The following is a 25,097-nucleotide window of genomic DNA, read 5'->3' on the forward strand; positions in this document are numbered from 1 at the left end:
TTCGTGTCTTCGTGTCTTTGTGGTTAACTTAATCCTATCATAATTTATGAATTTAATCAATAAACTAGCTAAAGTTTTTATCTGTATCTTGATTTTTAATAGTTTAATTTATCCAGTGCGATCGCAAACATCTCCAGAAATTTCCCTGAATAAACCGACAAAATCCTGTTTTTCAGAAGATGCTGTTTTACCCTTTCCTCCTGTCTCTCAAACCGAACCTAGTATCCCTAATCTTTGGTTAGCTGAAAAACTCTATGAAGACAAAGTTATGAAAACTTGGTATATTGAAAATAATGTTGTGCAACTTTCACCTAATATTTATTTAGATGCTCCTATAACATTAGTAGTAGACCGAGAAAAATGGAATGCACAACAGTATTTAGGACAATATGTATTGGTAAATAGATTTGCGACCGTAGCTCAAAGTTATGGTTATAATTTGCGAGTTTGTAACCTTCAAGGAGATTTACTTGGCTATTATTACTGTGATTTTACCAGATCTCCTTTAGACTGTAAGGTTAAAATTAGATCTACTGGTTTAAGAAGACGAGATTTTAAATAGGAGTCAACAAATTATGATTGCTCAAAGTGAAACAAAAATCTACACTCCTGAAGAATACCTAGAACTAGAAATTGTCTGTGAAACTCGCAACGAATATCGCAATGGAGAAATTATTCCTATGACTGGTGGAACACCTGACCATAACGAAATTGCTGGAAACCTGAACGCTTCTCTCAAACTTGCGTTAAAAGGTCAACCTTATCGCATTTTTATCGCAGATCAACGGCTGTGGATTCCAACTATTAACATCTATACCTATCCCGATGTTATGGTACTGCAAAAGCCCATAGAACTGCAAATCGGACGAAAAGATACAGTGATTAATCCTGTTCTTATCGCCGAAATTCTATCTAAATCCACCCAAAATTATGACCGTAGCGAAAAATTTGCCACCTATCGAACTATCCCAACTTTTAAAGAATATTTATTAGTGGATCAATATCGGATTCATGTTGAACATTATGTTAAAACTGGTGTGAATCAATGGACATTTTCAGAATATGATGATCCGAATATTACTTTATCTTTAAATACCCTGGAATTACAAATATTAATTGCTGATCTTTATGAAAATATTGATTTTATCAATTCCTAATAGAATGATTCCCCCCTTTTTTAGTTGAGGGGGAATCTTTTTAAAAATCTGCTGGAATTAACTGTAATCGGCCTAAATCTAAATCCTCAGAAGGAATAAAATGGACTTCCAATAAAGCCATCATATCCTTAAATTGGGGTTGACCTCGGGAAGCACCCGTTAATCCCATAGCAATAATTAAACCACACCAACCCTTGGTTTCTTTACAGCGTTGTTCCCATTTTTTCCGGGCTTCTTGATGCACCGGATCATCTTCAATAAACTCCCCAAATAAATGTAAATCTCCATCTTCTGTTTTAAGAATTCCCAAGTCATAATTGCAGCCCCGAGTCGGATCTTCACCCGGATTAAAACAAATTCCTTCGAGTCCGCCCGCATCTTGTAAACTGCGAATTAATACCTCAGCTTTCGGTTTAGTAGTTTGAATCACAACCACTGGTAAACCATCGCCAGCTTCTGTAATTTCTGTTTCTGCGGCTTGATGAAATTGGGTATTACTTCGCAAATATTTAGCAGTTTTCCAGGGGATAACTCCCAAACTCAAGAAAGACTTGGGCGGGACTAAATCATCGCGTAACCGAGGAACATCGACGTCCATGTCCTCATCATCATCTTCGTCATCATCCGCCACCATTGACGCCAACTCCGAAGCAATATCGGGTAAAGTTTCCACCTTTACCGAGACCTGTTTTTTCTCCCCATCGGGCAAATCTACCGGAATCCGATACCGACGGTTTAGACTAGGAAACTCATATCGGGCTAATTTTTGACGATGATCCCGTAAAAAGCGATGTAAGGCTTCTAAAGCAATTAAAACAGTCGCCGCTTCTTCATCATACAAAATCGAACGTAATCCTTCTAAGGGATGAAGATTACCAAAATTGGGCTCGATTTCCGATGGGGATAAATTAGTGATACTGACAAAATCATCATCATCCTCGTCCTCATCTTCATCAAAACCATCGGTGCGATCAAAAGTAACAAATAAACAGTCCTGAGTTAAAAAAGCTTCCTCTAAATTTTCATAGGATTTATTGCGAATAATTCTTTCTCGAAACCGTCTTAACGAGTCCAAAGAACGATACAACAATACCCCATAATCCATTCCCAGTTTACCCAAAGTGGAAATATATAAGGTATTAACACCAAATAGGTTTAATTCAACTGAAATAATCTGATGATCTCCTAAATGTTCCCAAGGAGCATCTTGCCAAATTTGATAGGCTTTTTCCGTCACCACTTTTGCATATTGGGCCGGGAGTTGGGGCGGGCGGCTCTGGGCCACTTCCTGTAACCCTCGAAAAATTTCATCAATCAGAGGTAAATCCGGGACATATTCAATGACGATATCTAAATCTTGGAGAACCCCCCGCAGAAAAAATTGAATTTCCCGATCTTTGACCACTATTTTTTGGGGACGGGCCACGGGCGCGGAACTTTGGGGATGTTCGATGGCCCTGAGTAGTGTCCTTACAATTGCTTCTGGCCCCATATCTGATGCCACCATATCCATTGCTCGCACCATCCCCTGAGATCCATCTACCCAAATAATACATTCGCCCGTAGCTTCGGAGTCTGTGTCGGTAGTAGGACTGGCATCGGTTGCCATTGGACGCCGATCTCCTTCCCACACACTGGGAATTTGGGGTAAATTTTTGAGCCTACGGACGGTTGAGTGATTGAGAGTTGCCATCAAATTAATCTTAATCTTGGGGTAGTTTCACCAGTTTCGATGGTGCCACACAACGAATAGCTTAAACTCGCCATGTTGTAATGCAATGCTGTATCCATCTTATAGGAAAAATCCCAGAAAAATCCGTCGCTTTAGGACAGTCCATGGCAAAATCCTACACTCTGTCTTTACCAAGGACTACCCACGATTGTAAACCCTGACCAAACACTGTAGTTTGAAAAATTAATTAAGGGTATCAAAATTCGTTGTCAATTCTATTTGATGATTCGGTTTCAATCAAATCCTTGAGCATCGGATTAAGATTTTTGGGTCGATAATCGGGATCGGCGTTAAGTCGTTTGATAACACTATGATGAATAATAATTTCAGAAGATTTTGGCGATCGCCATTCCTCACCACCCAGAGAATAAACGCCAGTAAGACTATTATCAAATTTAGCCGTTATATCTGGCTTAATCTGGAATTCTTCACTTTCATTTTCAGGGAAACAAAACTCTAATCCTAATTTTTTAGCTTGGTTTATCATCCATTCTAAAGGATAATCCGATAGTCCCTGATATTCTTTAATTCCCCCACCGATACAGTTATGTTCACCAGAAAACCAGACTTCTTTAACTATTTGGTCAGGATTTTTTTCATTTCTCTCCATGACAGCTAAAGGAAAATTTTTGGATTTCTCATCAATGGCAACTGCATGAAAAGCATTTTCTACAATGGGACTTAATCTATTATCAAAAAATTCATATCTCTGATTCCATGGTTTGGCAATTGGTAACCAAGGGGTTAAATCAGGAATACCTAATTTTCCTACTGTATCCCAACAGCCTAACATTTTAATCGGTACACGATACTGTAGATAGTCTTTTTCGGTATCAATTTTTTTGGAATTTTCTTCACGGAATTTTTGAGCTTTTGGATGATTGGGACTAATTTTTACATCTCGATAAAGCTGATAGGCTTTAGGAATTTCCCGAATCTTGGAACGTTTTAACAAACCACACTTATGGATCATACCCACTAAAGAGCGAACGATGTAGGCTCCACGACTAAAACCCATGAGGTAGATTTCGTCCTGGGCATCTACGTTATAGTTCATACATAAAAAGCGATAGGTTTCTTGAATAATTCTGTCAATTCCCCATCCAAAAGCACCTTCGCCTAAACGTTTGATTAAATTATCTAAATTATCTTCTTCTTCTGTGCCATATCCTGGTAAATAGAAGACAATTTGCGGTGTTTGATCGTCGGCTGCATATTTAACTGATCGGGCAAATTTGATCACATTATTTGGATAGAAACTGGCGGGTTGATTCCAAGTTCCATCACAGCAAATCACTAATCGTTTTTTCTGAATACCAGAATAAAGTTGATTGGATTCTAGTGTTTCATCATTAGAAATTTGTTCAATAATTATGGGTTGAGTTGATTCTGAAATCGGTTCTAAGATTTCCGATTCTGATATTAGTTCATCGGTAATAATCGGTTCCGAGATTTCTAATATTGGTTCTAAGATTTCCGATTCTGATATTAGCTCATCGGTAATAATCGGTTCCGAGGTTTCTAATATTAGTTCTAAGATTTCCGATTCTGATATTAGCTCATCGGTAATAATCGGTTCCGAGATTTCTAATATTGGTTCTAAGATTTCCGATTCTGATATTAGCTCATCGGTAATAATCGGTTCCGAGGTTTCTAATATTGGTTCTAAGATTTCCGATTCTGATACAGGTTCATTAGTGGTCATAGGTTGACTAGATTTTTTAGTTTTAGTTCTGGTTTTAATTTTATTTTTAATCCTGGGAGTTTGTTCAATTTTTTTGGCAGGTAATTTCTCTAATTTCCAACTCGTCCCATAAATTATGCCATCGTTAGTATAGCTGGTTTTGTCATTAACATCCCCATTTAGAGGTAAATAAGTTGATAACCCCAGTTCATCACCGACTAAACGCCGATTCATGTCCTGTTTAATTTCTTCTTGGGTGCGAGCTTGATTCCAAATATAAAATTCAGCCAGGGAACCCTTCCAATAATGAGAACTATTGACAGAAGAACCAATGACCAGTTTTTTGATCCCCGTTAATGGTCTATTATGCCCGTTCCCTCGATGCCAGACTCCTCCATTCCGATAAATGTACATTCGCCCGGTGGTGGCATTTTTCACAAAAGCCCAATGAGTCCACCCATTATATTCTCTGAGTCTCACGGTTTTATCAATGCGATCAAACCCATCCTGATTTCCGGCGTCCCAAAAAATCCGAGTATCTGTTTCATCCCACCAAGGCAAACTAATTTGTAAGACCCGAGTATTTTGATTATTATAAGCCTCAAGAATACTGGTTTGTTCGGTCAAACTGTTTCCGCCCTTAGCCCAAAATTCGATAGTGATGGCTTTGTCCAGGTCGGGAAAACTTTTAGATAACTCTATGTGGTCATTGATACCATCAAAAACTAGGACTGATTTTTGTTCAGACATTAATTTTATCCTAATAAAATTATTAAAGGGTTCTGCACGGGTTTTAAGATATTTTACCTTTATTTTACCTGTTTTTCTTGCATCATCAAGGAATTTGGCGTAAATCTAAGGTTAATGGATATTCAGGATTTAATTTTAAAGGTGGAAGTTTAATCAATCCAGATGTGTGACCCATGGCTACAAATCGTTCTAACATTCGACTTTCTGCTTCTCGATGATTAATCGGAAATTGTTGATATATTTTACCATTGGGAGGACTCACAAAATAAGTACAACCCCCAATGGAACGGTTTGACCCAGTATCAACAATATCAAAAATTAAGGGATCATGGGGATCAATAGCAGGATGCAATAAAGAAGTATAGCGTCGCGCCCGAAACCTTACCGCACCGACATATTCCCCTGGATTTCCAGTGGATTTTAAGGGAATAGGACGACCCTGACAAGTAACAATATATCGAGCCGAATAACTATCAATATTAGCAGAATTTCCTAAAGCATTTCTTAATATAATTTGTACCCTTTCCATGGAGGAATCTACATAACGGGCCGTACTTCCTGACGAGCTTTCTTCTCCTAAAACGTGCCAAGGTTCAATTCCATGACGCAGTTCTAATTCTACCCCCTCTTTTGTGATTTCTCCATAACGAGGAAACCGAAATTCAATAAAAGGAGCAAACCAATCAAATTCAAATTCATAACCAACGGTTTTTAAGTCCTCAATAATTGTTTTTAAATCCTCTCCTAAATAATGGGGTAACATAAACCGATCATGTAGAGTTGTTCCCCAACGAATTAATGAATGGGTATAGGGTTTTTCCCAGAACCAGGCTACTAATGCCCGAATTAATAACATTTGTAATAGGTTCATCTGGGGATGGGGAGGCATGGCAAAAGCGCGAAATTCTAATAATCCTAATTGATTTTTAGGGTTTTCAATTGGGTATAATTTATCAACACAAAAAGCTGAACGATGGGTATTTCCAGTAATATCAACTAATAGGTTTCTTAATAAACGATCTACTAATTTAGGAGCAATATTGGCTTGATATTCCAACTGTTGAAAGGCAATTTCTAACTCATATAAACTTTCATGTCTAGCTTCATCCACCCGGGGAGCTTGACTGGTTGGCCCGACAAATAAATCACAGAATAAAAACGATAAACAGGGGTGATTTTGCCAATAGGTAATTAAACTTCTTAATAAATCGGGACGACGTAATAACGGGCTATCATAAACAGTTTTTCCGCCTATGGTAACATGGGCACCTCCCCCGGTAGGAATTCGTCGTCCATCTAATAGATATTTTTCCGTTCCTAAACGGGATAATCTGGCTTCTTCATATAAAATATTTGTAATTTCGACTAATTCTTGCCAGTTAGAGGCGGGATGAATATTAACCTCAATTACTCCCGGGTCTGGGGTAATTTGAAACCCGATAATTCCTGTATTTACTGGGGGTGTATATCCTTCTATTAGCACTGAATATTGAAGTTGGGCAGTGGTATTTTCAATGGCTGTAATTAAATCTACAAAACTCCGAGGAGAGGAAATTGGAGGTAAGAAAACGTGAATTTTTCCCTGTCTAACTTCCACACTTAAAGCCACCCTAATTGAATTAATTGGAGATTCTAAGGGTTCAAAATTCGGAATAATTGGCGAATGAGTTAAGGGAATAATTGCTTCTGGTTCAAGTTGATCATTTTGCCAATCTAAAGAACTTAAAGGTAAGCGAAATCCTATCGGTAAATTTCCAGTTAAAAGTTCTATTTTGTTGGGAGTAGAAAGTCGCCATTGGCAACTACTCCAATGAATATTTTCTGCTTTTTTAACTGATAAAATAGGTAGTGTATATCCAGATATAATATTAGAATTTAGTTCGTAAGCTGAAATAATAAAATCGGATTTAACTCCTAAATTTTTAGCTAAAGATTCAATAAAAATTTGGGCATTTTTTGAGGTATAATTATTGTTTTTATCCTCCTGAGCATAGAGTTCTCGATTATGCCATAAAGGGATTCCATCTGTTCTCCAATAACACCCTAAAGTCCAACGGGGCAAGGCTTCACCTGGATAAGATTTTCCTAATCCATAATGAAGTAATCCACCTTTATGAGCAAATTTAGCTTCTAATCTATTCAGCAGTTGCCAAGCAATTTTGCGTTTTTCTTCTCCTAATGCTGTAACGCGCCATTGGGAAGATTCAAAATCATCAATTGAAACAAATGTTGGTTCCCCACCCATAGTTAAACCGACATTTAAACGTTGTAAATTATCTTCAACTATTTCGCCTAAATAATTAATTTGTTGCCATTGTTCTTGATTATAAGGTTTAGTAACTCTAGGGATTTCGTGATAGCGAGAAACTGTTACTGAAAAGTCTAGTTTCGACTCGCAAGGTTCAAAAGTTCCCTGGACTGGACTGGCATCTTGGGGGTCAGCCACACAAACTAAAGGAATATGACCTTCAGCAGTAATTAAACCTGATGTGGGGTCAAGTCCTATCCAACCTGCACCCGGAATATAAACCTCAGCCCAGGCGTGTAAATCAGCATTATCATAAACTGGCCCTGGCAACCCATCCAAGGGGGGAATATCATTAGTAAGTTGAATTAAATATCCCGAAACAAATCGAGCCGCTAATCCATAATGGCGTAAAATTTGAACTAATAACCATCCCGTATCTCGACAGGAACCGATTTTTTTCTCCAGGGTTTCTTCACAGGTTTGGATACCAGGTTCTAATCTGATTTGATATTGGATATCTTGAGCTAGTTTTTGAATTAAATCCAGTAAAAAATTAGAAGTATAAATATCCTGTTGACGATGAATTTCTACCCAATTTTTTAGTAATTCTCCCGATTCCGCAATCTCTAAAAATGGACTAAGTTCTTTTGCTAGACGGGGTTCATATTCAAAAGGATAGTGAGTAGCGTAGCTTTCAATTAAAAAATTAAAGGGATTAATTGGTTGAATTTGGGCAATTAAATCAACTTCAATTTTAAGATAATCTGTGGTTTGGGGAAAGTTAACCTTAGCCAAAAAATTGCCATAATGATCCTGTAACCAGGTTAGTTGATAGTCAGAGGGGGAAATATTCAGGGCATAACTCAATATCGGTGTCCGACAATGGGAAGCAGGACGCAATCCAATGGTCTGAGGGCCAAGAATTACCGGACGTTCAAATTGATAGGAAATCTGATGGTTAAGACTAACTTTAATAGACATTTTTTAGATATATTAGATATACAATATTAGCTAACGAATAAAAACTGTTAACTGATGACTCTTAACTGATGACTGATTACTTACAATTGATGACCACAATTAGAACAAAATCGGTCTTCCGGTTTTACCGATGTCCCACATTGACTACAAAAAGACTTAGGATTCTCCTCCGATGAACCCGACCCCATTCGCATAGACATCGGGTTCATATTCATCTGCATATCCCCCATTTTTAGGTTCATGGGTTTCATGGGTTCCATTTTCATCGGTTCCATCGGTTTTAATGGAGAAACAGATACCCTCGTGACTTCCTGAACCGTGAGTTGTTGAGAATCAGTCACAGAGGGCATTTCACCCAGAATACTAACGCTAGTCCCTTGAATTTGTAGGCTTCTTTCCCCCTGTTCGGATATGACTTTGAGTACCAGACCATAAGGAGTCTGGAACACCTGGGGGGGTGAACTCCAAACTCCGGTTGTAAAACTGCTACTCGCTTGTTGCTGTTGTCCAGGGCCACTGCTAATGAGGGTGACAACAGTTTGTGCGCCCTGATTTTCTAAATAAACGCTTTGACCTGTCCCTAGCTCGCATACATAGGCCATAGGAAGGCTCCTTTGTCAACTCTATAGTGCTATTTTGCATTGTAGGGTCGAGTTTCTCAAAGGATAGGGTTTCTTAACAATTGTATTAGGAATGACCCAAGCCAAACGTTATTGATATGTGTATTCTTCACCGCTACAAATCTTTTCTCCGGTGTCCACTGATTCAGTACCATCTTCAAAGACAGCCCGAAAGTCATAGTTACAATCTTCTCGACCATCATCTATCTTAATAGTTATACTGTCGCCAGGGTTAAGAACATCAACGCCAAGAATATCATCTTCCCAATCTGAGGTACTGGGAGGGGAAGCATAAAATTCTGTCATCACTTTATCAGTCCCATTGATCAATTTAAAAGTTACAGCCTCCGATTGTGCGATCGCTTTTGAATTTGTTAAGCTGATTCCTGGTACCAATATTGCTGTCGCTAGTAACAGAGTAGAAAGACATTTATTTTTACCAAACTGACTAATCATTACAGGTTCCTCACCAAACAATGGAATTGCTATAGAACTATATACCTTGATGAATAGTTTTGTCAAGAGGGCGGAATTTAAGTCTAATTTGATGTCAGACTAAAGACGATCCACTCCCCATCAACAATGGCGATCGCACCCCCAGGAAAGGGATCGGTTTGAGTCCGATTTGGGGCATGAATTAAAGCAGTTAATTTTTCAATTTGTTCAAAATTAGCAGATTTTTGCATAACTTTTTGTAAGACTTTCCGACTCACTCGACGTTTTAGAGCTTCATGGGTTTGGCTCAGGGCTAAACGATTTATTTTTAATCGATCTTGACTGCCATTTTCCCAAAATACCACCTGTTGAAATAGGGTTTCTGTCAGTTCTTCTAAATAGTCTACTTCCGATCGCAATAATTCTGCGGTTTGGGCTAGATGAGATTCGACTTGGGGGTTAAAATGGGTTTGTAAATAGGGTAAAAGTTCTTGGCGAATTCGGTTACGAGCATAATGTAAATCATTATTGGTAATATCTAGCCAAATCTTTAGGGCTTTTTCTTGACAAAAATGCCCTGTTTGTTCCCTAGTAATATCTAATAAAGGACGAACTAAAATTATCGAATTTGTTGATATAGAATCCAGAGGACGTTGCCAAGTTAAGGCTTGTAAACCATCGGCGCCACTACCTCGAATTAAGTTATAAAGTAGAGTTTCAGCCCGATCGCTTTTGGTATGACCTGTAACAATATAAGCATAATTATTGCTTTGAGCAATTTCAGTTAAAACCTGATAACGCCATTCCCTAGCTGCGGCTTCTGTAGCGGGAATAATATCGGCGGTTTCTCGATAAAAGGGAATTTGCCAACTATCAGCTAATTGTTCAATATAATCGGTATTGGCTTGAGAATCAGAACGCCAACGATGATCACAATTAACCATAGCAATTTGCCAATGCCATTTGGGTTGTAAATCTAATAATAATCGAATTAAACATAAAGAGTCCTGTCCCCCCGATACCGCCACTAATAAACGTTTAGATCGAGGTAAAATATTGCGATCGCGTAGGGTACGATGGAGTTGGGTATGTAATAGAGTCCATTCAGAAAGATTAGACATGATTATTCGTAAAAGCAGGGAATAGGGAATCGGGAATCGGGAATCGGGAATCGGGAATCGGGAATCGGGAATCGGGAATCGGGAATCGGGAATAGCCCCCCCAAACCCCCCGTGCACGGAGGAGCCCCCCCAAACCCCCGTGCACGGAGGAGCCCCCCCAAACCCCCCGTGCACGGAGGAGCCCCCCCAAACCCCCCGTGCACGGGGGGCTAGGGGGGAGGGAACAGGGTAGAGGATTTGTAATTAATTTTTTTAGGTACTTAGGAATGGAAAACCAATAAGGTGACTAATTGAGCAATAGTTTACGGTAGATAAGGGTTTCCAGGGTTTAATTGTGCAAGTTATTTATTTTTCATTCCTTACCCAAATTTAGATGGCTTTTATAACGTAATTTCTTCTCCTTGTTCGGTAAAAATTACCTCATTAATTTGCCAATTAGAATTACCAATAATTGTTTTTCTCAAACTCCCAAACAAGGCTAACTGTTCACAACTAGACAAGGAATTAAACGTCCGATCCGCATTAGTCGGAACGCGAAAATCAATCGTCACAACCTGTTTTTCTGGATCTACATTTACCCGATAATTTAAAGTAAAATCCGAACTACTTTGTTGTGCTAAAACCTCTGCGATCGCCCTTTCTAAAGCCTGTTTTTTGGGAACCGTAATTTGTCGAGGAACTAACTCAGAACATTGAGTATCCACCTGATAAATGGTCACGGGAACCGTGTCAGCATTGGAAATAGCTTGTTTTTGAGGTTCAGAGGTCGGTTGAGGGGAAACGGTGGCTGTAGGCGTCGGTGTCTGCGGGGTTTCAGTTTCCATCGGAGGGGTGCTACAACTACTTAAGTTAAGAATAGTAACACCAAGGATACAAGCGGTCAAAAAGGATTGGATACTGTTCATAGTTCAAAGGGTATTCTAAAAATAACTATTAGTTTATTGTTCAAGCCTTGAGGTTTATATTCCGCTTTGAACGATCACCCAGTATAATTAAATATTGGATCAAAATTCCGATGATTTTAAACCTCAAATTTTGATTCCAAAATCCTATAATTGCTAATTATTTGACAATGGCTACTGCTCCCTGGACTCGCCGCCATATTTTATCCCTAGCTGACTTTACGGCGACGGAATATAATAACATTTTACAAACCGCCACTAGCTTTCGAGAAGTCTTAGGACGTCGCACCAAAAAAGTCCCCGCCCTCCAAGGTCAAGTGGTCGCCAATTTATTTTTTGAGCCCTCAACCCGGACTCGGAATAGCTTTGAACTCGCCGCCAAAAGACTATCAGCAGATACCTTAAATTTTGCTCCGGGGACTTCCTCCCTGACCAAAGGAGAAACCATTCTCGACACCGCTAAAACCTATTTAGCCATGGGGACGGATATGATGGTAATTCGTCATAAACAGGCTGGAGTTCCCTTTGCGATCGCCGCAGAATTAGACCGTTTAAATGCAAAAGTAGCGGTTTTAAATGCGGGCGATGGTCAACACGAACACCCATCCCAAGCACTATTAGATTTATTCACAATTTGCCGAATTCTTGACCCAGACAACCCTCAAATTGAACAATTAAATGGCAAAAAAATAGCCATTGTCGGAGACATTTTACATTCTCGGGTCGCCCGTTCTAATATTTGGAGTTTAACCGCTACCCAAGCGGAATTACACTTAGCCGCTCCCCCGACTTTACTCCCAGAATTATTTGCTGAATTTGGCAAAAATCGCCCCGGAAAACTATTTTTACATTGGAATTTAGATGAAGCTTTGGAAAATGCCGATTTTGTCATGACTTTGCGCTTACAAAAAGAACGGATGACCGCCCATTTATTACCCAGTTTACGCGAATATCATCAATTATTTGGTCTGACCCACGAACGCTTAAAAGCCTGTAAACCAAATGTGAAAATATTGCATCCTGGGCCAGTAAATCGAGGGGTAGAATTAAGTTCTGAATTAATGGATGATCCCGAATTGAGTTTAATTTCCCAACAAGTAACCAGTGGAATTGCAGTTAGAATGGCACTATTATATTTAATTGGAGGGGGAAAACCTAATTAATTATTATGGAATTTTTATTAAGTACCTAAACAAAATTAATTACACATCCTTTACCCTGTTCCCTCCCCCCCTAGCCCCCCGTGCACGGGGGGTTTGGGGGGCTACCCCGTGCGGGGTTTGGGGGGCTGTTCCCTGTTCCCTCCCCCTTCTATCAACTAGGTAATTTATTTTGTGCAACTACTTAATAATTTCCTAATATTTGCCTTAATTGTTTCAATTCAACCTCGGTTAAATCTCGCCATTCACCGGGTGCGAGTCCTGTTAAACTTAAATGGGCGATCGCAACTCTAACTAACCGTAATGTTGGAAACCCCACCGCCGCCGTCATCTTCCTGACTTGACGGTTACGACCTTCAGTTAAGGTTAATTCCAACCAAGCCGTAGGGACGGTTTTCCGAAACCGAATCGGAGGCTCACGAGGAGATAAACTGGGTTCAGTAGAAAGTAGTTTAACCTGGGCGGGTTTTGTCCGATAATCTGATAATTGTACCCCCTGAGTTAACTGTTGTAACGCCGTTTCATCTGGTATTTTTTCCACCTGTACCCAATAGGTTCGTGGATGGGCGAATTTAGGATCAATTAAGCGATGTTTAACAAAATTATCATTAGTTAAAAGTAACAATCCTTCACTATCTCGATCTAACCTTCCCACAGAATAAACTAAAGGAATAGAAATAAAATCCTTCAGGGTTTTACGAATAGCAGTGGTGGGATCATCATCGGTAAACTGACTCAAAACATCATAAGGTTTATAAAACAAAATATAGCGATAAGACATATAAAAATGACAGAATTGTTATTATTATATTGACGAAAACATCAATTTCTCTTATAATGGGGACAAATTCCCTGAGAGCTTGGGCAGACAAACTGCAAAAAATTGTTAAGCTCGTCGATATCCGGGGAGATCCATAATAGTCAGAACCCCGGCATAACTGCTACCATACCAGTTATGCACACTAGCGGCTAGTATGGCTAGGATGTCAAAATTAACCGTTACTTAAAATTACAGCGAATGGCTAAAGATACTAAAGATAATTCTAGTTCTGAAAAGAAAAAAGCTCTAACCCTTGTTTTAAACCAAATTGAGAAAAGCTTTGGCAAAGGGGCCATTGTTCGGTTAGGGGATTCCACCCGCATGAAAGTGGAAACCATTCCCAGTGGTGCATTAACCCTAGACCTAGCCTTGGGGGGCGGTTTACCCAAGGGACGGGTAATTGAAATCTATGGGCCAGAAAGTTCGGGTAAAACCACCTTAGCCCTCCACGCGATCGCCGAAGTCCAAAAAGCCGGAGGAGTAGCCGCCTTTGTCGATGCCGAACACGCCCTAGATCCCAGCTATGCGGCCGTCCTAGGGGTGGATACGGAAAATTTACTGGTTTCTCAACCGGACACCGGAGAAATGGGCTTAGAGGTGGTGGATCAGTTAGTGCGGTCTGTGGCCGTTGATATTATTGTGATTGACTCTGTGGCTGCCCTAGTTCCCCGGGCTGAAATTGAGGGGGACATGGGGGACTCCCACATGGGTTTACAAGCTCGGTTAATGAGTCAGGCGTTACGCAAAATTACGGGAAATATTGGTAAGTCGAATTGTACTGTTATTTTCCTCAACCAATTACGTCAAAAAATTGGTGTTGTCTATGGAAACCCAGAAACCACAACCGGAGGTAATGCCTTAAAATTCTATGCCTCTGTACGTTTAGATATTCGTCGAATTCAAACCTTAAAACGGGGAACGGATGAATACGGAATTAGGGCTAAAGTTAAGGTAGCTAAAAATAAAATTGCCCCTCCTTTCCGTATTGCAGAATTTGATATTATTTTTGGAAAAGGCATTTCTACTTTAGGCTGTTTAATTGATTTAGCCGAAGAAACCGGGGTATTAAAACGCAAAGGAGCTTGGTATAGTTACAACGGCGATAATATTGGTCAGGGACGGGATAAAACCCTCATCTATTTAGAAGAAAATGCCACCTTAGCCAAAGAAATTGAACAAAAAGTTAGAGGAGCTTTAGATAGTGGGGCTGTGGTTTCAGCTAATTCTGTCATCCAGGTAGATAGCCATGATGATGAGGATATTGATGCCAGTTCAGAAGAAGAATAAAGTTATGTAGTAAGCCCTTTAGGGCTAAGAGTCCTTCAGGGCCCAGAGTCCTAAAGGACTCACTACAATAGACCCAATTTTTGCAGCGCCACTTCGGCGGCTTTTTTTTCCCCATCCTGTTTTCGCTTCCCTTTTCCATAGCCATATACCTTATCCCTAACCCGAACTTCAATACAAAATTCCTTAGCATGATCTGGCCCAGATTCTCCGATCACATAATATTTCGGGTTTTCACCAGATTTTTCTAACGCCCATTGTTGAAAGCGGTTTTTACAATCAATCAAAGTTTGAGGGGTGGTTTCCGACTGGGGAAATACCATTTCATTCGCAACAGCAGAAAATAACGGATGTATGAACTCTCGCACAGCGTCAATATTGGTATCTAAATAATAGGCCCCAATATAGGCTTCAAAGGCATCACTAAGTAAGGAAGGGTTGGTGCGTCCACCGTCTCGAATTGCCCCTTTTCCTAACCGTAATAACTCCCCTAAATTAAATTGTACTGCAAATTTAGCTAGTTGTTTTTCATCAACCAACACAGACCGTAAACGGGTCATATTTGCCTCACTCATTTTAGTCATATCTTCGGGATAGCGCTTTTTAAATAGCAATTCTCCCACTAAAAATCCTAGGACGGCATCCCCTAAAAATTCTAATCTTTCATTGTCTTCTCCAGCGTTAGGATGTTCATTCAAATAGGAGCGATGGGTTAATGCTTGTAATCGCAATTGTTCGTTTTTGATCTCTGGTAATTTGGTCATAAGCTGTTAAGTATCTAAATTAGTTATTGTTAAATCGTAAAGCCTGTATATTGCAAACTTATCTTGCTACAGCATACGGTTTAAATGCTTAACAGCTTAATCATATCCTATTCAGGCGATCGCAATTTTTCTCAACTTAGACTAAAATCAATTCTCCGTGTAAGGAATCATAGCAGGAGAATCTAGTTTTTCTGGAGTTGCCTGATTGAGCTTAAAGGATGGGATTAATGAATCAATTTCATCAATATGATAAGCATAATCAACAGCATTTTTTAGTTCTTCAGCAACATTATTCATCCAAATTAATATTACTAATACTTTTGAGTCTTTTAACTTTTGAACTAAGGGTAAAAAACCTCCATCTCCTGTTGTTAAAACTACAGTTTTAATGCTTTTGCTTTGATCTGATAAAATATGCTTATTACAGTCTTCAATAATACGGTGATCAGCCGCATTGTTTCCTGGCAAAACATTAATCATGTCAATTTTTATGTCAGTGAGAGTTTGTTCAAATGACTTTTTTTCTTGTTTCCAATAAGCGTAAGCATTGCTAATCAATAAATCGCTTGTTTGAATTAACCCTTGATAGAAGTGTTTAATTTTGCTAGAAGAAGTTTTACCGTTTTGAACATCCCAATAAACTGCTGTAGGAGTTTTCATGATTGATTTCTAGTGTTATTGTTAATTAAACACCTAGCATTAATCAAGTTTTGAATTCTAACCTTTTAGACCCCTTCGCCTGAATTAAGACCTATTCGCCATTTCCGAGTCCAAAACAGAACTCCAAAACTAGCACTTTCAGTGCAACGTCTAAAGGATTGAATTAAAACCCGTAGTTTTGATTGTGTTTGGCTAAAGTCTCAGGTATCGGAATCAGGAATATAGCTAGAGGCAACAGACAGAGGACAAAGGACAGGAGTAAAACAATTAATAATTAAGGATCACAACCATCATTAATGTCCTAACTGCATTGCCAACTGCTGTATTCTTGATTCCGATAGATGAGACAGAAGTCAATTTTCCACTCAAACCTATTACTAGGTGATTCCATTATAATCAAGCCCTCCAAAAATGTCAAGTATTTTTTTTGCTATTTAGGTTAGGGCTGATAATTTCAAACTCCAACATGAGGATAACACACTCGGCTGGAGTCTAAAAACCTGCTATAAGAGTTTAACTTGCATAATACCCTCGCCAAAAAGTTCAACTATACCCCCCTTAATATCTTCCTTAGTGTCTTCGTGTCTTTGTGGTTATTTCCACAAAAAAATGACGAAAGAGGTATTGCTTACAAAAATAGGGTTGATCCCAGGAAAAACCCCACTTTGTAAGATCGAGTGCCAACAAAAACAGTTTTTTGTTAAAAAACCCAGATTTTATTACAGTTTACTAAAAACACCCTTCCCTGAGATTAGGGATTTTCGTCAGTATTGTTTTCATTTTCTTTATCTTTCTTATGGCTATTCTTGCCACCTTTGCGTCCAATGGCTGCCATGTGTTCGCGATTTTGGCTGACCGCCTTACCGCCTTTGCGTCCAGCTTCTCGGGCTTCTTCGGAAGTAAATTCATGAGCGCGTCCCGACTCATGGGCTGCTTTACCTCCTTTGCTCGCAATTTCCCGTTGCTTTTCTTGATCCATTGAAGCAAATCCACGTTTTTCCGTAGCCATGATTTTCTCCTTATTTTTTATTGATTGGCTAAACACTACTGTATCTGTGTGATTAGGATTAACCTTCTACCAGAAGATAGACTTAACCTTTTTCACCAATAAACCGAAACCATAATATTAATAGTAGCATTTCTAATCTAACTCATGGGGAAATGTTCTATTTATTTAATCAATATCTGCTCCAGACCCAGACCCAGACCCCAAAATCATGCCTCTACTTAATAAACAATGGTATAAAATAAATCTTTCATTTTTTCCTTTCCCACCTGAGCAAATAATTCATCGAGAGAACTGGCATCCGCAATTAAATGACCTTTTTCTAAAGCCACCCATCTGCCTCGATAATGTTCACGATGCCGAATTACCCAATTGAGATTTAAAGGAGTATCAGGCTTGCGAGATAGTTGATAAAAAGGCACATCGGGGGAGGATAAAATTCGAGCATAGCGTTGAATCTTATCATGATTCGGATAATCTTGACTGGCTTGATTAGAAAGGGTTTTAGCTTGATGAAAATTCCCTTGACATAACGCCAAATCAATCGCTTGAATTAATTCTTCTGGGGTATCAGCATTCATGGGGATTAAAAACGAATAAACTTCAGCCATTAACGATTAGTGATCAGAGACTCGAATCAAAACTAAACGTTGACTGCTTCAGTTTAATGGGATAGAAAGGCAAACCAAGGCAAAATAAGAGCGGATTAAACCCGTTCGTCCGGGTGTTCGCGTATCCAATCTTGCCACAAATCCGGGCGGCGTTCACGGGTACGTTGAAGTTGTTGTTGCTTTCGCCACTGCTCAATTTTGCCATGATGCCCTGACAATAAAACATCAGGAACGGGTATTCCTCTAAACACCGCCGGACGAGTATAGTGAGGATAATCTAGTAATCCCTGTTCAAAACTTTCAGCTTTGAGAGATTCCTCCTTTCCCACCGTTCCAGGTAATAATCGCACAACTCCATTTAAGAGTGCCATGGCTGGAATTTCTCCCCCGGTGAGAACAAAATCCCCCAAAGAAACTTCCCGGGTTACTAAGGAGATAATTCGTTCATCAATGCCTTCATAATGTCCACAAATTAAGACAATCTGATCACAGTTTAACGCTAAATCTCGGAATAGCTCTTGGTGCATTTGTTCCCCTTGGGGAGTCAAAAAAATCACTTCTCGACGGGGTAATATAGGTAAGGACTCAACCGCCAAGTAAATCGGTTCTGGTTTCAAAACCATCCCCACACCGCCCCCAAAGGGTTCATCATCGACTCGGTGATGTTTGTCCTGGGTGAAGTCCCGGGGATTCACTAAATGGACATGAGCAATTTCTTTCCCCAGGGCTTTACCCAGAAGACCTGAGCTAAGGGGAGAAGCAAAAAAATCAGGAAATAAAGTAATAATGTCAAAACGCACAGTATTATTAATTGATCAATTAGGCTTAAAATTTTTTTAAGCTCAAACTTGTAACAAACATTTAATGGTATATGATAATCCATAAACTAAAATATTTGTTAATTCGTATCAAAATATACTAAAATGGATCAGCTTTTTTGAATCTGGCTTTGCTACCAGAACTGGGTTCGGTGCGAATTTCACCCGTGAAACAATTAGGAGTCCAAGGACGGCTAACCTAATCACTCCCGTGGCTGAACCCAGTATAGATTGATTCGAGGAGACACACTATGCAGCAGTTGACATCTCAAGCCCTTGAACAAATGATTCCCCAACAAACCAAAACCTCTATCATGATTATTGGTGGAGCCGAAGACAAAGTTCATGGACGTGAGATTCTGCAAACCTTTGTTCACCGGGCTGGTGCTTCCAACGCCCACCTTGCCATCATTCCCTCTGCCTCCCGCGAACCAGTGGTTCAGGGAGAGAGATATAAAAAAATCTTTGAGGAAATGGGGGCCACATCCATTGAAGTCTTTGATATTCGGGAACGCCATCATTGTGAAGATCCCAAGTGGCACGCCTTCTTAGAAACCTGTACCGGGGTATTTATGACGGGGGGGGATCAATTGCGGCTTTATAGCTTATTGGCCGATACCCTGCTGATGGAAAAAATTAGAACCGGAGCCAGACAAGGGCGCATGGCCTTGGCTGGAACCAGTGCTGGAGCCGCTGTAATGGGCCACCAAATGATTGCCGGAGGCGGAAGTGGGGAATCTCCCAATCGCTCCCTGGTAGATATGGCAACGGGCTTAGATATTGTGCCAGAATTAGTTGTAGATCAACACTTCCATAACCGGAATCGCATGGCACGGTTAGTGAGTGCTGTCGCAGCCCACCCCGACAAAATTGGCATTGGCATTGATGAGGATACCTGTGCCCTATTTGAAGCCCAAGGTTTACTGCGGGTCGTAGGAAAGGGATGTGTAACCATTGTGGATACCCACGAAATGTCCTATACCAATTTAGTGAATGCTGGAGCCACCGATCCCCTAAGTGTATTCAATTTGCGGGTACATATTCTATCCTATGGTGATCAGTATAACTTTCACTCCCGTCGTCCAAGTTCTGCTCCCAGTGTGTAAATTGACATACATGATCGGTGAACTTGGCCAAATTCAAGGTTTTCCCCTCTAATTTGAAGATGGGAAACCCTGATTAGGGGTGATTGGGAATCGGCAAGTCTCGAAAAGAAAATCGGAAATCCCCAACTGCTCTGATCTAGCAAAGTTCAATAGTTCTGAAAAACTGTTCACTGCAAACAGTTTACAAGTCACCTTAGCTAGAAATTTAATAAAGCGGACTATCATCCCGGCCCATTCGGAGCATTATACTCACACCAATATGAAAATTCTTAAAATACAGACCTTAAGAGGCCCTAACTACTGGAGTATCCGACGCCATCAACTGATTGTGATGCGTTTGGATTTAGAAGAATTAACGGAACGCTATAGCAGCGATATTCCAGGCTTCTATAACGGCTTAACTTCCGCTCTCCCGAGTTTAATTGAACATCACTGCTCACCGGGTGTCCGAGGGGGGTTCCTCAGTCGGGTAGAACGGGGAACTTTAATGGGACATATTATCGAACACATCGCCCTGGAACTCCAACAGTTGGCCGGAATGACCGTAGGATTTGGTCGCACCCGTGAAACCTCCAGTCCGGGGATTTTTCAGGTGGCGTTTGAATATGATAACGAACACGCTGGGCGTTATGCGGGCCGAGCCGCTGTCCGATTGTGCCAAAGTATTGCGGATACGGGAACCTATCCCAGCGAAGAACTTGCCCAAGATATTGAAGATCTCAAAGAATTAAAAGCTCAAGCCTCCCTTGGCCCTAGCACAGAAACCATTATTAAAGAAGCCGAAGCCCGGGATATTCCCTGGCAACAACTGAATGCTCGGTTTATGATTCAGTTTGGTTATGGATGTTATCAAAAACGGATTCAAGCCACCCTCAGTAACCAAACCGGAGTTTTAGCCGTAGAGTTGGCCTGTGATAAAGAAGGGACAAAACAAATTCTCCGAGATGCGGGGGTTCCGGTTCCCAGGGGAACGGTGATTCGCTATTTGGATGAACTCCAAGATGCCATTGATGAGGTGGGGGGTTATCCCATTGCCATTAAACCCCTCGATGGCAACCATGGACGGGGGATTACCCTGGATATTACCAAATGGGAAACGGCTGCTATGGCCTATGAGGAAGCCAGTAATGCCTCTAAAACCCGCAGTGTGATTTTAGAACGCTTCTATACAGGTCGGGATCATCGGGTGTTAGTGGTGAACGGTAAAATGGTAGCCGTAGCGGAACGGGTTCCGGCCCATGTTGTCGGGGATGGCAAATTAACCATTGAACAATTAATCGAAAAAACCAATCGTGATCCCCGTCGGGGCGATGGCCATGATAATGTCCTCACCCGAATTGTGGTGGATAAAACCGTGCTATCCATGATTGCGGAGAAAGGTCATACCCTAGAAAGCGTTATGCCCCCCGGAGAAATCTGTTTTCTGCGAGCTACGGCTAACTTAAGTACGGGAGGCAGTGCCATTGACCGTACCGATGAAGTTCACCCGGATAATGTCTGGCTATTTGCTCGGATTGCTAAAATTATCGGTTTGGATATTGCCGGAATTGATGTGGTGACGCCTGATATTTCTAAACCTCTGCGGGAAGTCGATGGGGTGGTGGTGGAAGTGAATGCCGCCCCGGGTTTCCGAATGCACGTCGCCCCCAGTGAAGGTTTACCCAGAAATGTGGCCGGGGCGGTGATGGATATGTTATTTCCCCCTGGCCAGCCCAGTCGCGTCCCAATTTTAGCCGTCACCGGAACTAATGGTAAAACCACTACTACCCGTTTGTTAGCTCACATCATCAAACAAACCGGGTTAGCGGTTGGCTATACCACTACCGACGGGATCTATATTGGGGAATATTTGGCCGAACCAGGGGACAATACCGGGCCCCAAAGTGCCCAACTGATTCTGCGTGATCCGATGGTGGAAGTTGCTGTCCTTGAATGTGCCCGGGGCGGTATCCTGCGGGCAGGGTTAGGCTTTGATACCTGTGATGTCGGTGTGGTCTTGAATGTGTCGGCGGATCATTTGGGCTTGGGGGATATTGATACCCCGGAACAAATGGCGAAGGTGAAAAGTGTTGTGGCTGAAGTAGTGATGCCGAAAGGCTATGCGGTGTTGAACGCTGATGATCCGTTGGTGGTACAAATGGCCGAACGGGTAAAGGCTCAAATCGCCTATTTCACCATGAATCCTGATAATGAAATTGTGTTGAAACACACGGAATCCGGGGGATTGGCGGCGGTCTATGAAAACGGATATCTTTCGATATTAAAAGGAGATTGGACACTGCGGATTGAACAGGCGGTGAATGTTCCGATCACCATGCAAGGTCGCGCTCCGTTTATGATTGCTAATGCTTTGGCCGCTTGTTTGGCCGCCTTTGCCCAAGGGGTAAAAATAGAGCATATTCGGGCGGGTTTGTCAACCTTTATCGCCTCGACTTCCCAAACCCCCGGACGGATGAATTTATTTAATATGGGGAGTTATCACGCCCTGATTGATTATGCCCACAACCCGGCAAGTTACATAGCATTAGGGGCGTTTGTGAAAAATTGGCCGGGGCATCGGATTGGGGTGATTGGTGGCCCAGGCGATCGCCGGGATGAAGATTTTGTCACCTTGGGTCAATTGGCGGCGGATATCTTTGATGAGATTATTGTCAAGGAGGATGACGATACCCGGGGCCGAGAACTGGGTTCGGCGGCTCAGTTAATCAGCCAGGGGATTCAGCAAGTTTTAGGCACTATTCCTGGCCGTCAGGTACGTTATGAAACAATTCTTAATGAAACCCAAGCGGTGAATACGGCTTTGGATCGGGCTGGGGCGGGATCGTTAGTGGTGATTCTACCCGAAAGTGTGAATCGAGCGATTAAATTAATTGAGGTTCGCAACCCCATACAGGAGTCTATTGACAATTCCCATTCTCCGAGTCTTAATTCCTCAACGGTGATCCAATCTTCGATCACACTGTAGGGGCGGGTTCGAGTTAACCTTTGCTACCCACAAACAACCTCCCAAAACCCGCCCAGACATCACCCCAAATTAACGATTAATTCAATATTATTCTGGGGTTGGGCGGGTTTATAATGATTAGTTGTTGGAAACGGATATTAGTACGGAACCCGCCCCTACGGGGTTTGAAGAAATTAGTTCTGTAGGGGCGGGTTCGAGTTAACCTTTGCTACCCACAAACAACCGACCAAAACCCGCCCCGATTACCCATAAATCAACGATTAATTCAGTATTATTGTGGGGTTGGGCGGGTTTATAATGATTATTTGTTGGAAACGGATATTAGTACGGAACCCGCCCCTACGGGGTTGGGATACATTAGGATTTGTGGGAATTCTGTTCTGTCTCGGGGGAGACTGAATCAGAAATATCTGGAGGGCTGGAGAATCCATCTTTAAACCCCTTAAGACTTTGGCCCAAACTTTTCCCAATTTCAGGAATTTTTTTAGGGCCAAAAATTAACAGCGCCACCACTAAAATAATTGCGATTTCTGGCCAACCTAAACCAAACATAATCTTTAGCTGCCTTTATAAAGGGATAAGTCAACCTTCATACTAAACTGATATTCTATGATATAAGTCTGAAACGTTTAAAATCCTACAATGGTTAACACCTCCTTCCCCTCGATTCGAGAACAACAGCACTCTCTCATCCGCCAACTCGCCAACCAAATTCAGGTTAGTTGGAGCCAATATCTCGATTTGGAACCCTACCATTTACCAGAAGATTTAGGATATGTGGAGGGACGCTTAGAAGGGGAAAAACTGATCATTGAAAATAAGTGTTATCAAACCCAACACTTTCGGAAACTCCATTTGGAATTGGCTAAAGTTGGCCAAAACCTGGATATTCTCCATTGCGTGATGTTTCCGAGGGTGGAATATGATATCCCCATGTTTGGGGCTGATTTAGTCGGGGGACGGGGCCAAATTAGTGCGGCTATTGTGGATTTATCCCCTACCCATTTAGACCGTAGTTTACCGTTACCCTATCAACAGCAATTACAACCCCAACCGCAACAACAGTTTTCCCAACCCCGTGAAATTCCCACTTGGGGGGATATTTTTTCGGAATTTTGTTTATTTATTCGACCGACAACACCGGAAGAAGAAACTAAATTTTTGCAAATTGTGACGCAATATTTGAAAGTTCATTGTGAATATGCGATCGCTCAAAACCCGATTTCTGAGGAACAAAAATCGGAAATTATTGCAGGTCAACAACGGTATTGTACTCAACAACAACAAAATGATAAAACCCGCCGTGTCTTAGAAAAAGCCTTTGGTGAAGAATGGGCTAATAACTATATGACAACGGTTTTATTTGATCTGGCTCCCAGCTAACTTAAGTTAATTTAGTAGATTCTGATTTACTGCTTTTTTTGCGTTGAGTTTTCCCTTGAGTTTTGGCTTGGGTTGTTTCTTCATGATGAGTTTCATGGGGTGGTGATTTCATCCCCGCAGGTCGAGTTGTACGGAAGGTAACATTGACTCCTTCATTCGATTGTTCTAATACCAATAAAGGCGTTGGTTTGGCTTTTTGATCCCATTCAATATGAACAATTCGTCCTTGAATAGTGGGTTGCCAATTATCATGTTCATCACTGGCGCTTAAATAGGTTTCTAAACAATCAATAATTTCATTAATTGTAGTTGATGTTGATTGGGTGGGTAATTTCATCAGTCGCACTTGAATCCGAAATAACACCCGTTTTTTAGAGTCTCCAGCAACACCAGTTTCATATTCTACATCAAAGATAGAATCGACTTGACGGGCTGTTCCGGCGGTGCTTTGTTCTCCAACAGCCGTTTGAGTTGGGCGGAGGGCGATGGAAATTTGTTGTTTAACTTTCATCTTAATTTGAACAATAATGGCATAGTGGAAAACGTCCTCCGCCATCCGCATTCTCAAATAATCTAAGTTAAATTCTCGTGAGTGAATTAAATCTGGGTTTTTCTCCATTTTGGCAACCGTACCGACTGCCAATTTATATTTTTTCTGTAGCTCTTTATTTCTAAATATTTCTGTGTTTACCTGTTTAGTTAAAGCCTTAGTTTTTATTTTGAAAAAAACTATACTTCCTAATAGTAAAATAAACAAAATACCCGTCGCCCCCATCCAGATTAGATCCGTACTCATTTGGGGACTTTTAGCCGGAGGTTTTGGGGGCTTTGCTGCCAGCAAAGGCTGAACTAGGATAATTTGATTAGACATAAGTTATAATCACTTAATT

22 protein-coding genes are annotated in these 25,097 nt (G+C 41.0%); 7 read left to right on the plus strand and 15 right to left on the minus strand.

From position 1 onward, the window contains the following. Positions 1-46: 46 nt before the first annotated feature. Both NMG86_RS03455 and NMG86_RS03460 read left to right on the plus strand, forming a co-directional pair. The gene (locus NMG86_RS03455; RefSeq protein WP_026788673.1) at positions 47-562 is read left to right on the plus strand and encodes a hypothetical protein; all 516 of its coding nucleotides are present in this window, start codon (positions 47-49) and stop codon (positions 560-562) included. Positions 563-575: 13 nt separating this feature from the next. Beyond that, on the plus strand, positions 576-1,157 hold the full coding sequence (locus NMG86_RS03460) for a Uma2 family endonuclease (protein WP_026788674.1): 582 nt from the start codon (positions 576-578) through the stop codon (positions 1,155-1,157). A 40-nt stretch (positions 1,158-1,197) separates the two neighbouring features. Here the strand turns inward: NMG86_RS03460 and NMG86_RS03465 are convergent, their stop codons facing one another. The 7 genes from NMG86_RS03465 to NMG86_RS03495 form a co-directional block, all read right to left on the minus strand. Beyond that, positions 1,198-2,850 (minus strand): DUF6930 domain-containing protein, encoded by a 1,653-nt coding sequence (locus NMG86_RS03465; RefSeq protein WP_026788675.1) that lies wholly within the window; start codon positions 2,848-2,850, stop codon positions 1,198-1,200. 235 nt (positions 2,851-3,085) lie between these two features. Further along, entirely contained in the window at positions 3,086-5,323 is a 2,238-nt protein-coding gene (locus tag NMG86_RS03470; RefSeq protein ID WP_026797014.1) for a phospholipase effector Tle1 domain-containing protein, read from the minus strand. Positions 5,324-5,408: 85 nt separating this feature from the next. Beyond that, positions 5,409-8,552 carry a transglutaminase family protein gene (locus tag NMG86_RS03475; RefSeq protein ID WP_026797015.1) on the minus strand — a complete coding sequence of 1,048 codons (3,144 nt, stop codon included), beginning with the start codon at positions 8,550-8,552 and terminating at the stop codon, positions 5,409-5,411. A gap of 80 nt (positions 8,553-8,632) precedes the next feature. Next, on the minus strand, positions 8,633-9,154 hold the full coding sequence (locus NMG86_RS03480; RefSeq protein WP_026797016.1) for a zinc ribbon domain-containing protein: 522 nt from the start codon (positions 9,152-9,154) through the stop codon (positions 8,633-8,635). Between the two features lie 108 nt (positions 9,155-9,262). After that, positions 9,263-9,628 (minus strand): hypothetical protein, encoded by a 366-nt coding sequence (locus tag NMG86_RS03485; protein WP_042156298.1) that lies wholly within the window; start codon positions 9,626-9,628, stop codon positions 9,263-9,265. Between the two features lie 83 nt (positions 9,629-9,711). After that, a complete protein-coding gene (gene tilS / locus NMG86_RS03490; RefSeq protein ID WP_026797018.1) occupies positions 9,712-10,728 on the minus strand; it encodes a tRNA lysidine(34) synthetase TilS in 1,017 nt (338 codons plus the stop codon). A 380-nt stretch (positions 10,729-11,108) separates the two neighbouring features. Beyond that, positions 11,109-11,633, minus strand: a complete 525-nt coding sequence (locus NMG86_RS03495; RefSeq protein WP_026788681.1) for a hypothetical protein — start codon at positions 11,631-11,633, stop codon at positions 11,109-11,111. Between the two features lie 167 nt (positions 11,634-11,800). On the opposite strand from NMG86_RS03495, the gene NMG86_RS03500 reads away from it, so the two are divergent. Then, on the plus strand, positions 11,801-12,793 hold the full coding sequence (locus NMG86_RS03500; protein WP_026797019.1) for an aspartate carbamoyltransferase catalytic subunit: 993 nt from the start codon (positions 11,801-11,803) through the stop codon (positions 12,791-12,793). A gap of 181 nt (positions 12,794-12,974) precedes the next feature. Here NMG86_RS03500 and NMG86_RS03505 read toward each other — a convergent pair whose 3' ends face one another. Further along, positions 12,975-13,571 carry a pseudouridine synthase gene (locus NMG86_RS03505; protein WP_026797021.1) on the minus strand — a complete coding sequence of 199 codons (597 nt, stop codon included), beginning with the start codon at positions 13,569-13,571 and terminating at the stop codon, positions 12,975-12,977. A 237-nt stretch (positions 13,572-13,808) separates the two neighbouring features. Between NMG86_RS03505 and recA the strand changes: the two genes are divergently transcribed. Further along, a complete protein-coding gene (gene recA, locus NMG86_RS03510) occupies positions 13,809-14,897 on the plus strand; it encodes a recombinase RecA (protein WP_026797022.1) in 1,089 nt (362 codons plus the stop codon). 62 nt (positions 14,898-14,959) lie between these two features. Here the strand turns inward: recA and rnc are convergent, their stop codons facing one another. The 5 genes from rnc to trmD all read right to left on the minus strand — a co-directional run bounded on the left by rnc (position 14,960) and on the right by trmD (position 18,735). After that, positions 14,960-15,658 (minus strand): ribonuclease III, encoded by a 699-nt coding sequence (rnc, locus tag NMG86_RS03515; RefSeq protein ID WP_026797023.1) that lies wholly within the window; start codon positions 15,656-15,658, stop codon positions 14,960-14,962. 147 nt (positions 15,659-15,805) lie between these two features. Beyond that, positions 15,806-16,318 carry an NYN domain-containing protein gene (locus tag NMG86_RS03520; RefSeq protein WP_026797024.1) on the minus strand — a complete coding sequence of 171 codons (513 nt, stop codon included), beginning with the start codon at positions 16,316-16,318 and terminating at the stop codon, positions 15,806-15,808. 751 nt (positions 16,319-17,069) lie between these two features. Next, complete coding sequence (locus tag NMG86_RS03525) at positions 17,070-17,327, minus strand: KGG domain-containing protein (protein WP_036833253.1); 258 nt, start codon at positions 17,325-17,327, stop codon at positions 17,070-17,072. Positions 17,328-17,545: 218 nt separating this feature from the next. Further along, positions 17,546-17,935: a hypothetical protein gene (locus NMG86_RS03530; RefSeq protein WP_052338619.1), complete on the minus strand. Its 390-nt coding sequence runs from the start codon at positions 17,933-17,935 to the stop codon at positions 17,546-17,548. A gap of 95 nt (positions 17,936-18,030) precedes the next feature. Next, entirely contained in the window at positions 18,031-18,735 is a 705-nt protein-coding gene (gene trmD / locus NMG86_RS03535) for a tRNA (guanosine(37)-N1)-methyltransferase TrmD (RefSeq protein ID WP_026797026.1), read from the minus strand. 269 nt (positions 18,736-19,004) lie between these two features. On the opposite strand from trmD, the gene NMG86_RS03540 reads away from it, so the two are divergent. Both NMG86_RS03540 and cphA read left to right on the plus strand, forming a co-directional pair. After that, positions 19,005-19,859, plus strand: coding sequence for a cyanophycinase (locus tag NMG86_RS03540; RefSeq protein WP_026788691.1), 855 nt, complete (start codon positions 19,005-19,007; stop codon positions 19,857-19,859). A 259-nt stretch (positions 19,860-20,118) separates the two neighbouring features. Next, on the plus strand, positions 20,119-22,824 hold the full coding sequence (cphA, locus tag NMG86_RS03545) for a cyanophycin synthetase (RefSeq protein WP_026797027.1): 2,706 nt from the start codon (positions 20,119-20,121) through the stop codon (positions 22,822-22,824). Positions 22,825-23,181: 357 nt separating this feature from the next. Here the strand turns inward: cphA and tatA are convergent, their stop codons facing one another. After that, complete coding sequence (tatA, locus tag NMG86_RS03550; RefSeq protein ID WP_026788693.1) at positions 23,182-23,376, minus strand: twin-arginine translocase TatA/TatE family subunit; 195 nt, start codon at positions 23,374-23,376, stop codon at positions 23,182-23,184. Positions 23,377-23,466: 90 nt separating this feature from the next. Between tatA and NMG86_RS03555 the strand changes: the two genes are divergently transcribed. Beyond that, positions 23,467-24,207 (plus strand): phycocyanobilin:ferredoxin oxidoreductase, encoded by a 741-nt coding sequence (locus tag NMG86_RS03555; protein ID WP_026788694.1) that lies wholly within the window; start codon positions 23,467-23,469, stop codon positions 24,205-24,207. A 1-nt stretch (position 24,208) separates the two neighbouring features. Here the strand turns inward: NMG86_RS03555 and NMG86_RS03560 are convergent, their stop codons facing one another. Continuing rightward, positions 24,209-25,078: a hypothetical protein gene (locus tag NMG86_RS03560; protein WP_026797028.1), complete on the minus strand. Its 870-nt coding sequence runs from the start codon at positions 25,076-25,078 to the stop codon at positions 24,209-24,211. Positions 25,079-25,097 lie beyond the last annotated feature (19 nt).

This window comes from Planktothrix rubescens CCAP 1459/22 (assembly GCA_904830895.1).
GTDB classification, from domain to species: domain Bacteria; phylum Cyanobacteriota; class Cyanobacteriia; order Cyanobacteriales; family Microcoleaceae; genus Planktothrix; species Planktothrix agardhii.

Coding starts and splice junctions, on each gene's coding strand:
- NMG86_RS03455 (WP_026788673.1), top strand. CDS start 47: ATGAATTTAATCAATAAACTAGCTAAAGTTTTTATCTGTATCTTGATT.
- NMG86_RS03460 (WP_026788674.1), top strand. CDS start 576: ATGATTGCTCAAAGTGAAACAAAAATCTACACTCCTGAAGAATACCTA.
- NMG86_RS03465 (WP_026788675.1), bottom strand. CDS start 2,850: ATGGCAACTCTCAATCACTCAACCGTCCGTAGGCTCAAAAATTTACCC.
- NMG86_RS03470 (WP_026797014.1), bottom strand. CDS start 5,323: ATGTCTGAACAAAAATCAGTCCTAGTTTTTGATGGTATCAATGACCAC.
- NMG86_RS03475 (WP_026797015.1), bottom strand. CDS start 8,552: ATGTCTATTAAAGTTAGTCTTAACCATCAGATTTCCTATCAATTTGAA.
- NMG86_RS03480 (WP_026797016.1), bottom strand. CDS start 9,154: ATGGCCTATGTATGCGAGCTAGGGACAGGTCAAAGCGTTTATTTAGAA.
- NMG86_RS03485 (WP_042156298.1), bottom strand. CDS start 9,628: ATGATTAGTCAGTTTGGTAAAAATAAATGTCTTTCTACTCTGTTACTA.
- tilS (WP_026797018.1), bottom strand. CDS start 10,728: ATGTCTAATCTTTCTGAATGGACTCTATTACATACCCAACTCCATCGT.
- NMG86_RS03495 (WP_026788681.1), bottom strand. CDS start 11,633: ATGAACAGTATCCAATCCTTTTTGACCGCTTGTATCCTTGGTGTTACT.
- NMG86_RS03500 (WP_026797019.1), top strand. CDS start 11,801: ATGGCTACTGCTCCCTGGACTCGCCGCCATATTTTATCCCTAGCTGAC.
- NMG86_RS03505 (WP_026797021.1), bottom strand. CDS start 13,571: ATGTCTTATCGCTATATTTTGTTTTATAAACCTTATGATGTTTTGAGT.
- recA (WP_026797022.1), top strand. CDS start 13,809: ATGGCTAAAGATACTAAAGATAATTCTAGTTCTGAAAAGAAAAAAGCT.
- rnc (WP_026797023.1), bottom strand. CDS start 15,658: ATGACCAAATTACCAGAGATCAAAAACGAACAATTGCGATTACAAGCA.
- NMG86_RS03520 (WP_026797024.1), bottom strand. CDS start 16,318: ATGAAAACTCCTACAGCAGTTTATTGGGATGTTCAAAACGGTAAAACT.
- NMG86_RS03525 (WP_036833253.1), bottom strand. CDS start 17,327: ATGGCTACGGAAAAACGTGGATTTGCTTCAATGGATCAAGAAAAGCAA.
- NMG86_RS03530 (WP_052338619.1), bottom strand. CDS start 17,935: ATGGCTGAAGTTTATTCGTTTTTAATCCCCATGAATGCTGATACCCCA.
- NMG86_RS03540 (WP_026788691.1), top strand. CDS start 19,005: ATGCAGCAGTTGACATCTCAAGCCCTTGAACAAATGATTCCCCAACAA.
- cphA (WP_026797027.1), top strand. CDS start 20,119: ATGAAAATTCTTAAAATACAGACCTTAAGAGGCCCTAACTACTGGAGT.
- tatA (WP_026788693.1), bottom strand. CDS start 23,376: ATGTTTGGTTTAGGTTGGCCAGAAATCGCAATTATTTTAGTGGTGGCG.
- NMG86_RS03555 (WP_026788694.1), top strand. CDS start 23,467: ATGGTTAACACCTCCTTCCCCTCGATTCGAGAACAACAGCACTCTCTC.
- NMG86_RS03560 (WP_026797028.1), bottom strand. CDS start 25,078: ATGTCTAATCAAATTATCCTAGTTCAGCCTTTGCTGGCAGCAAAGCCC.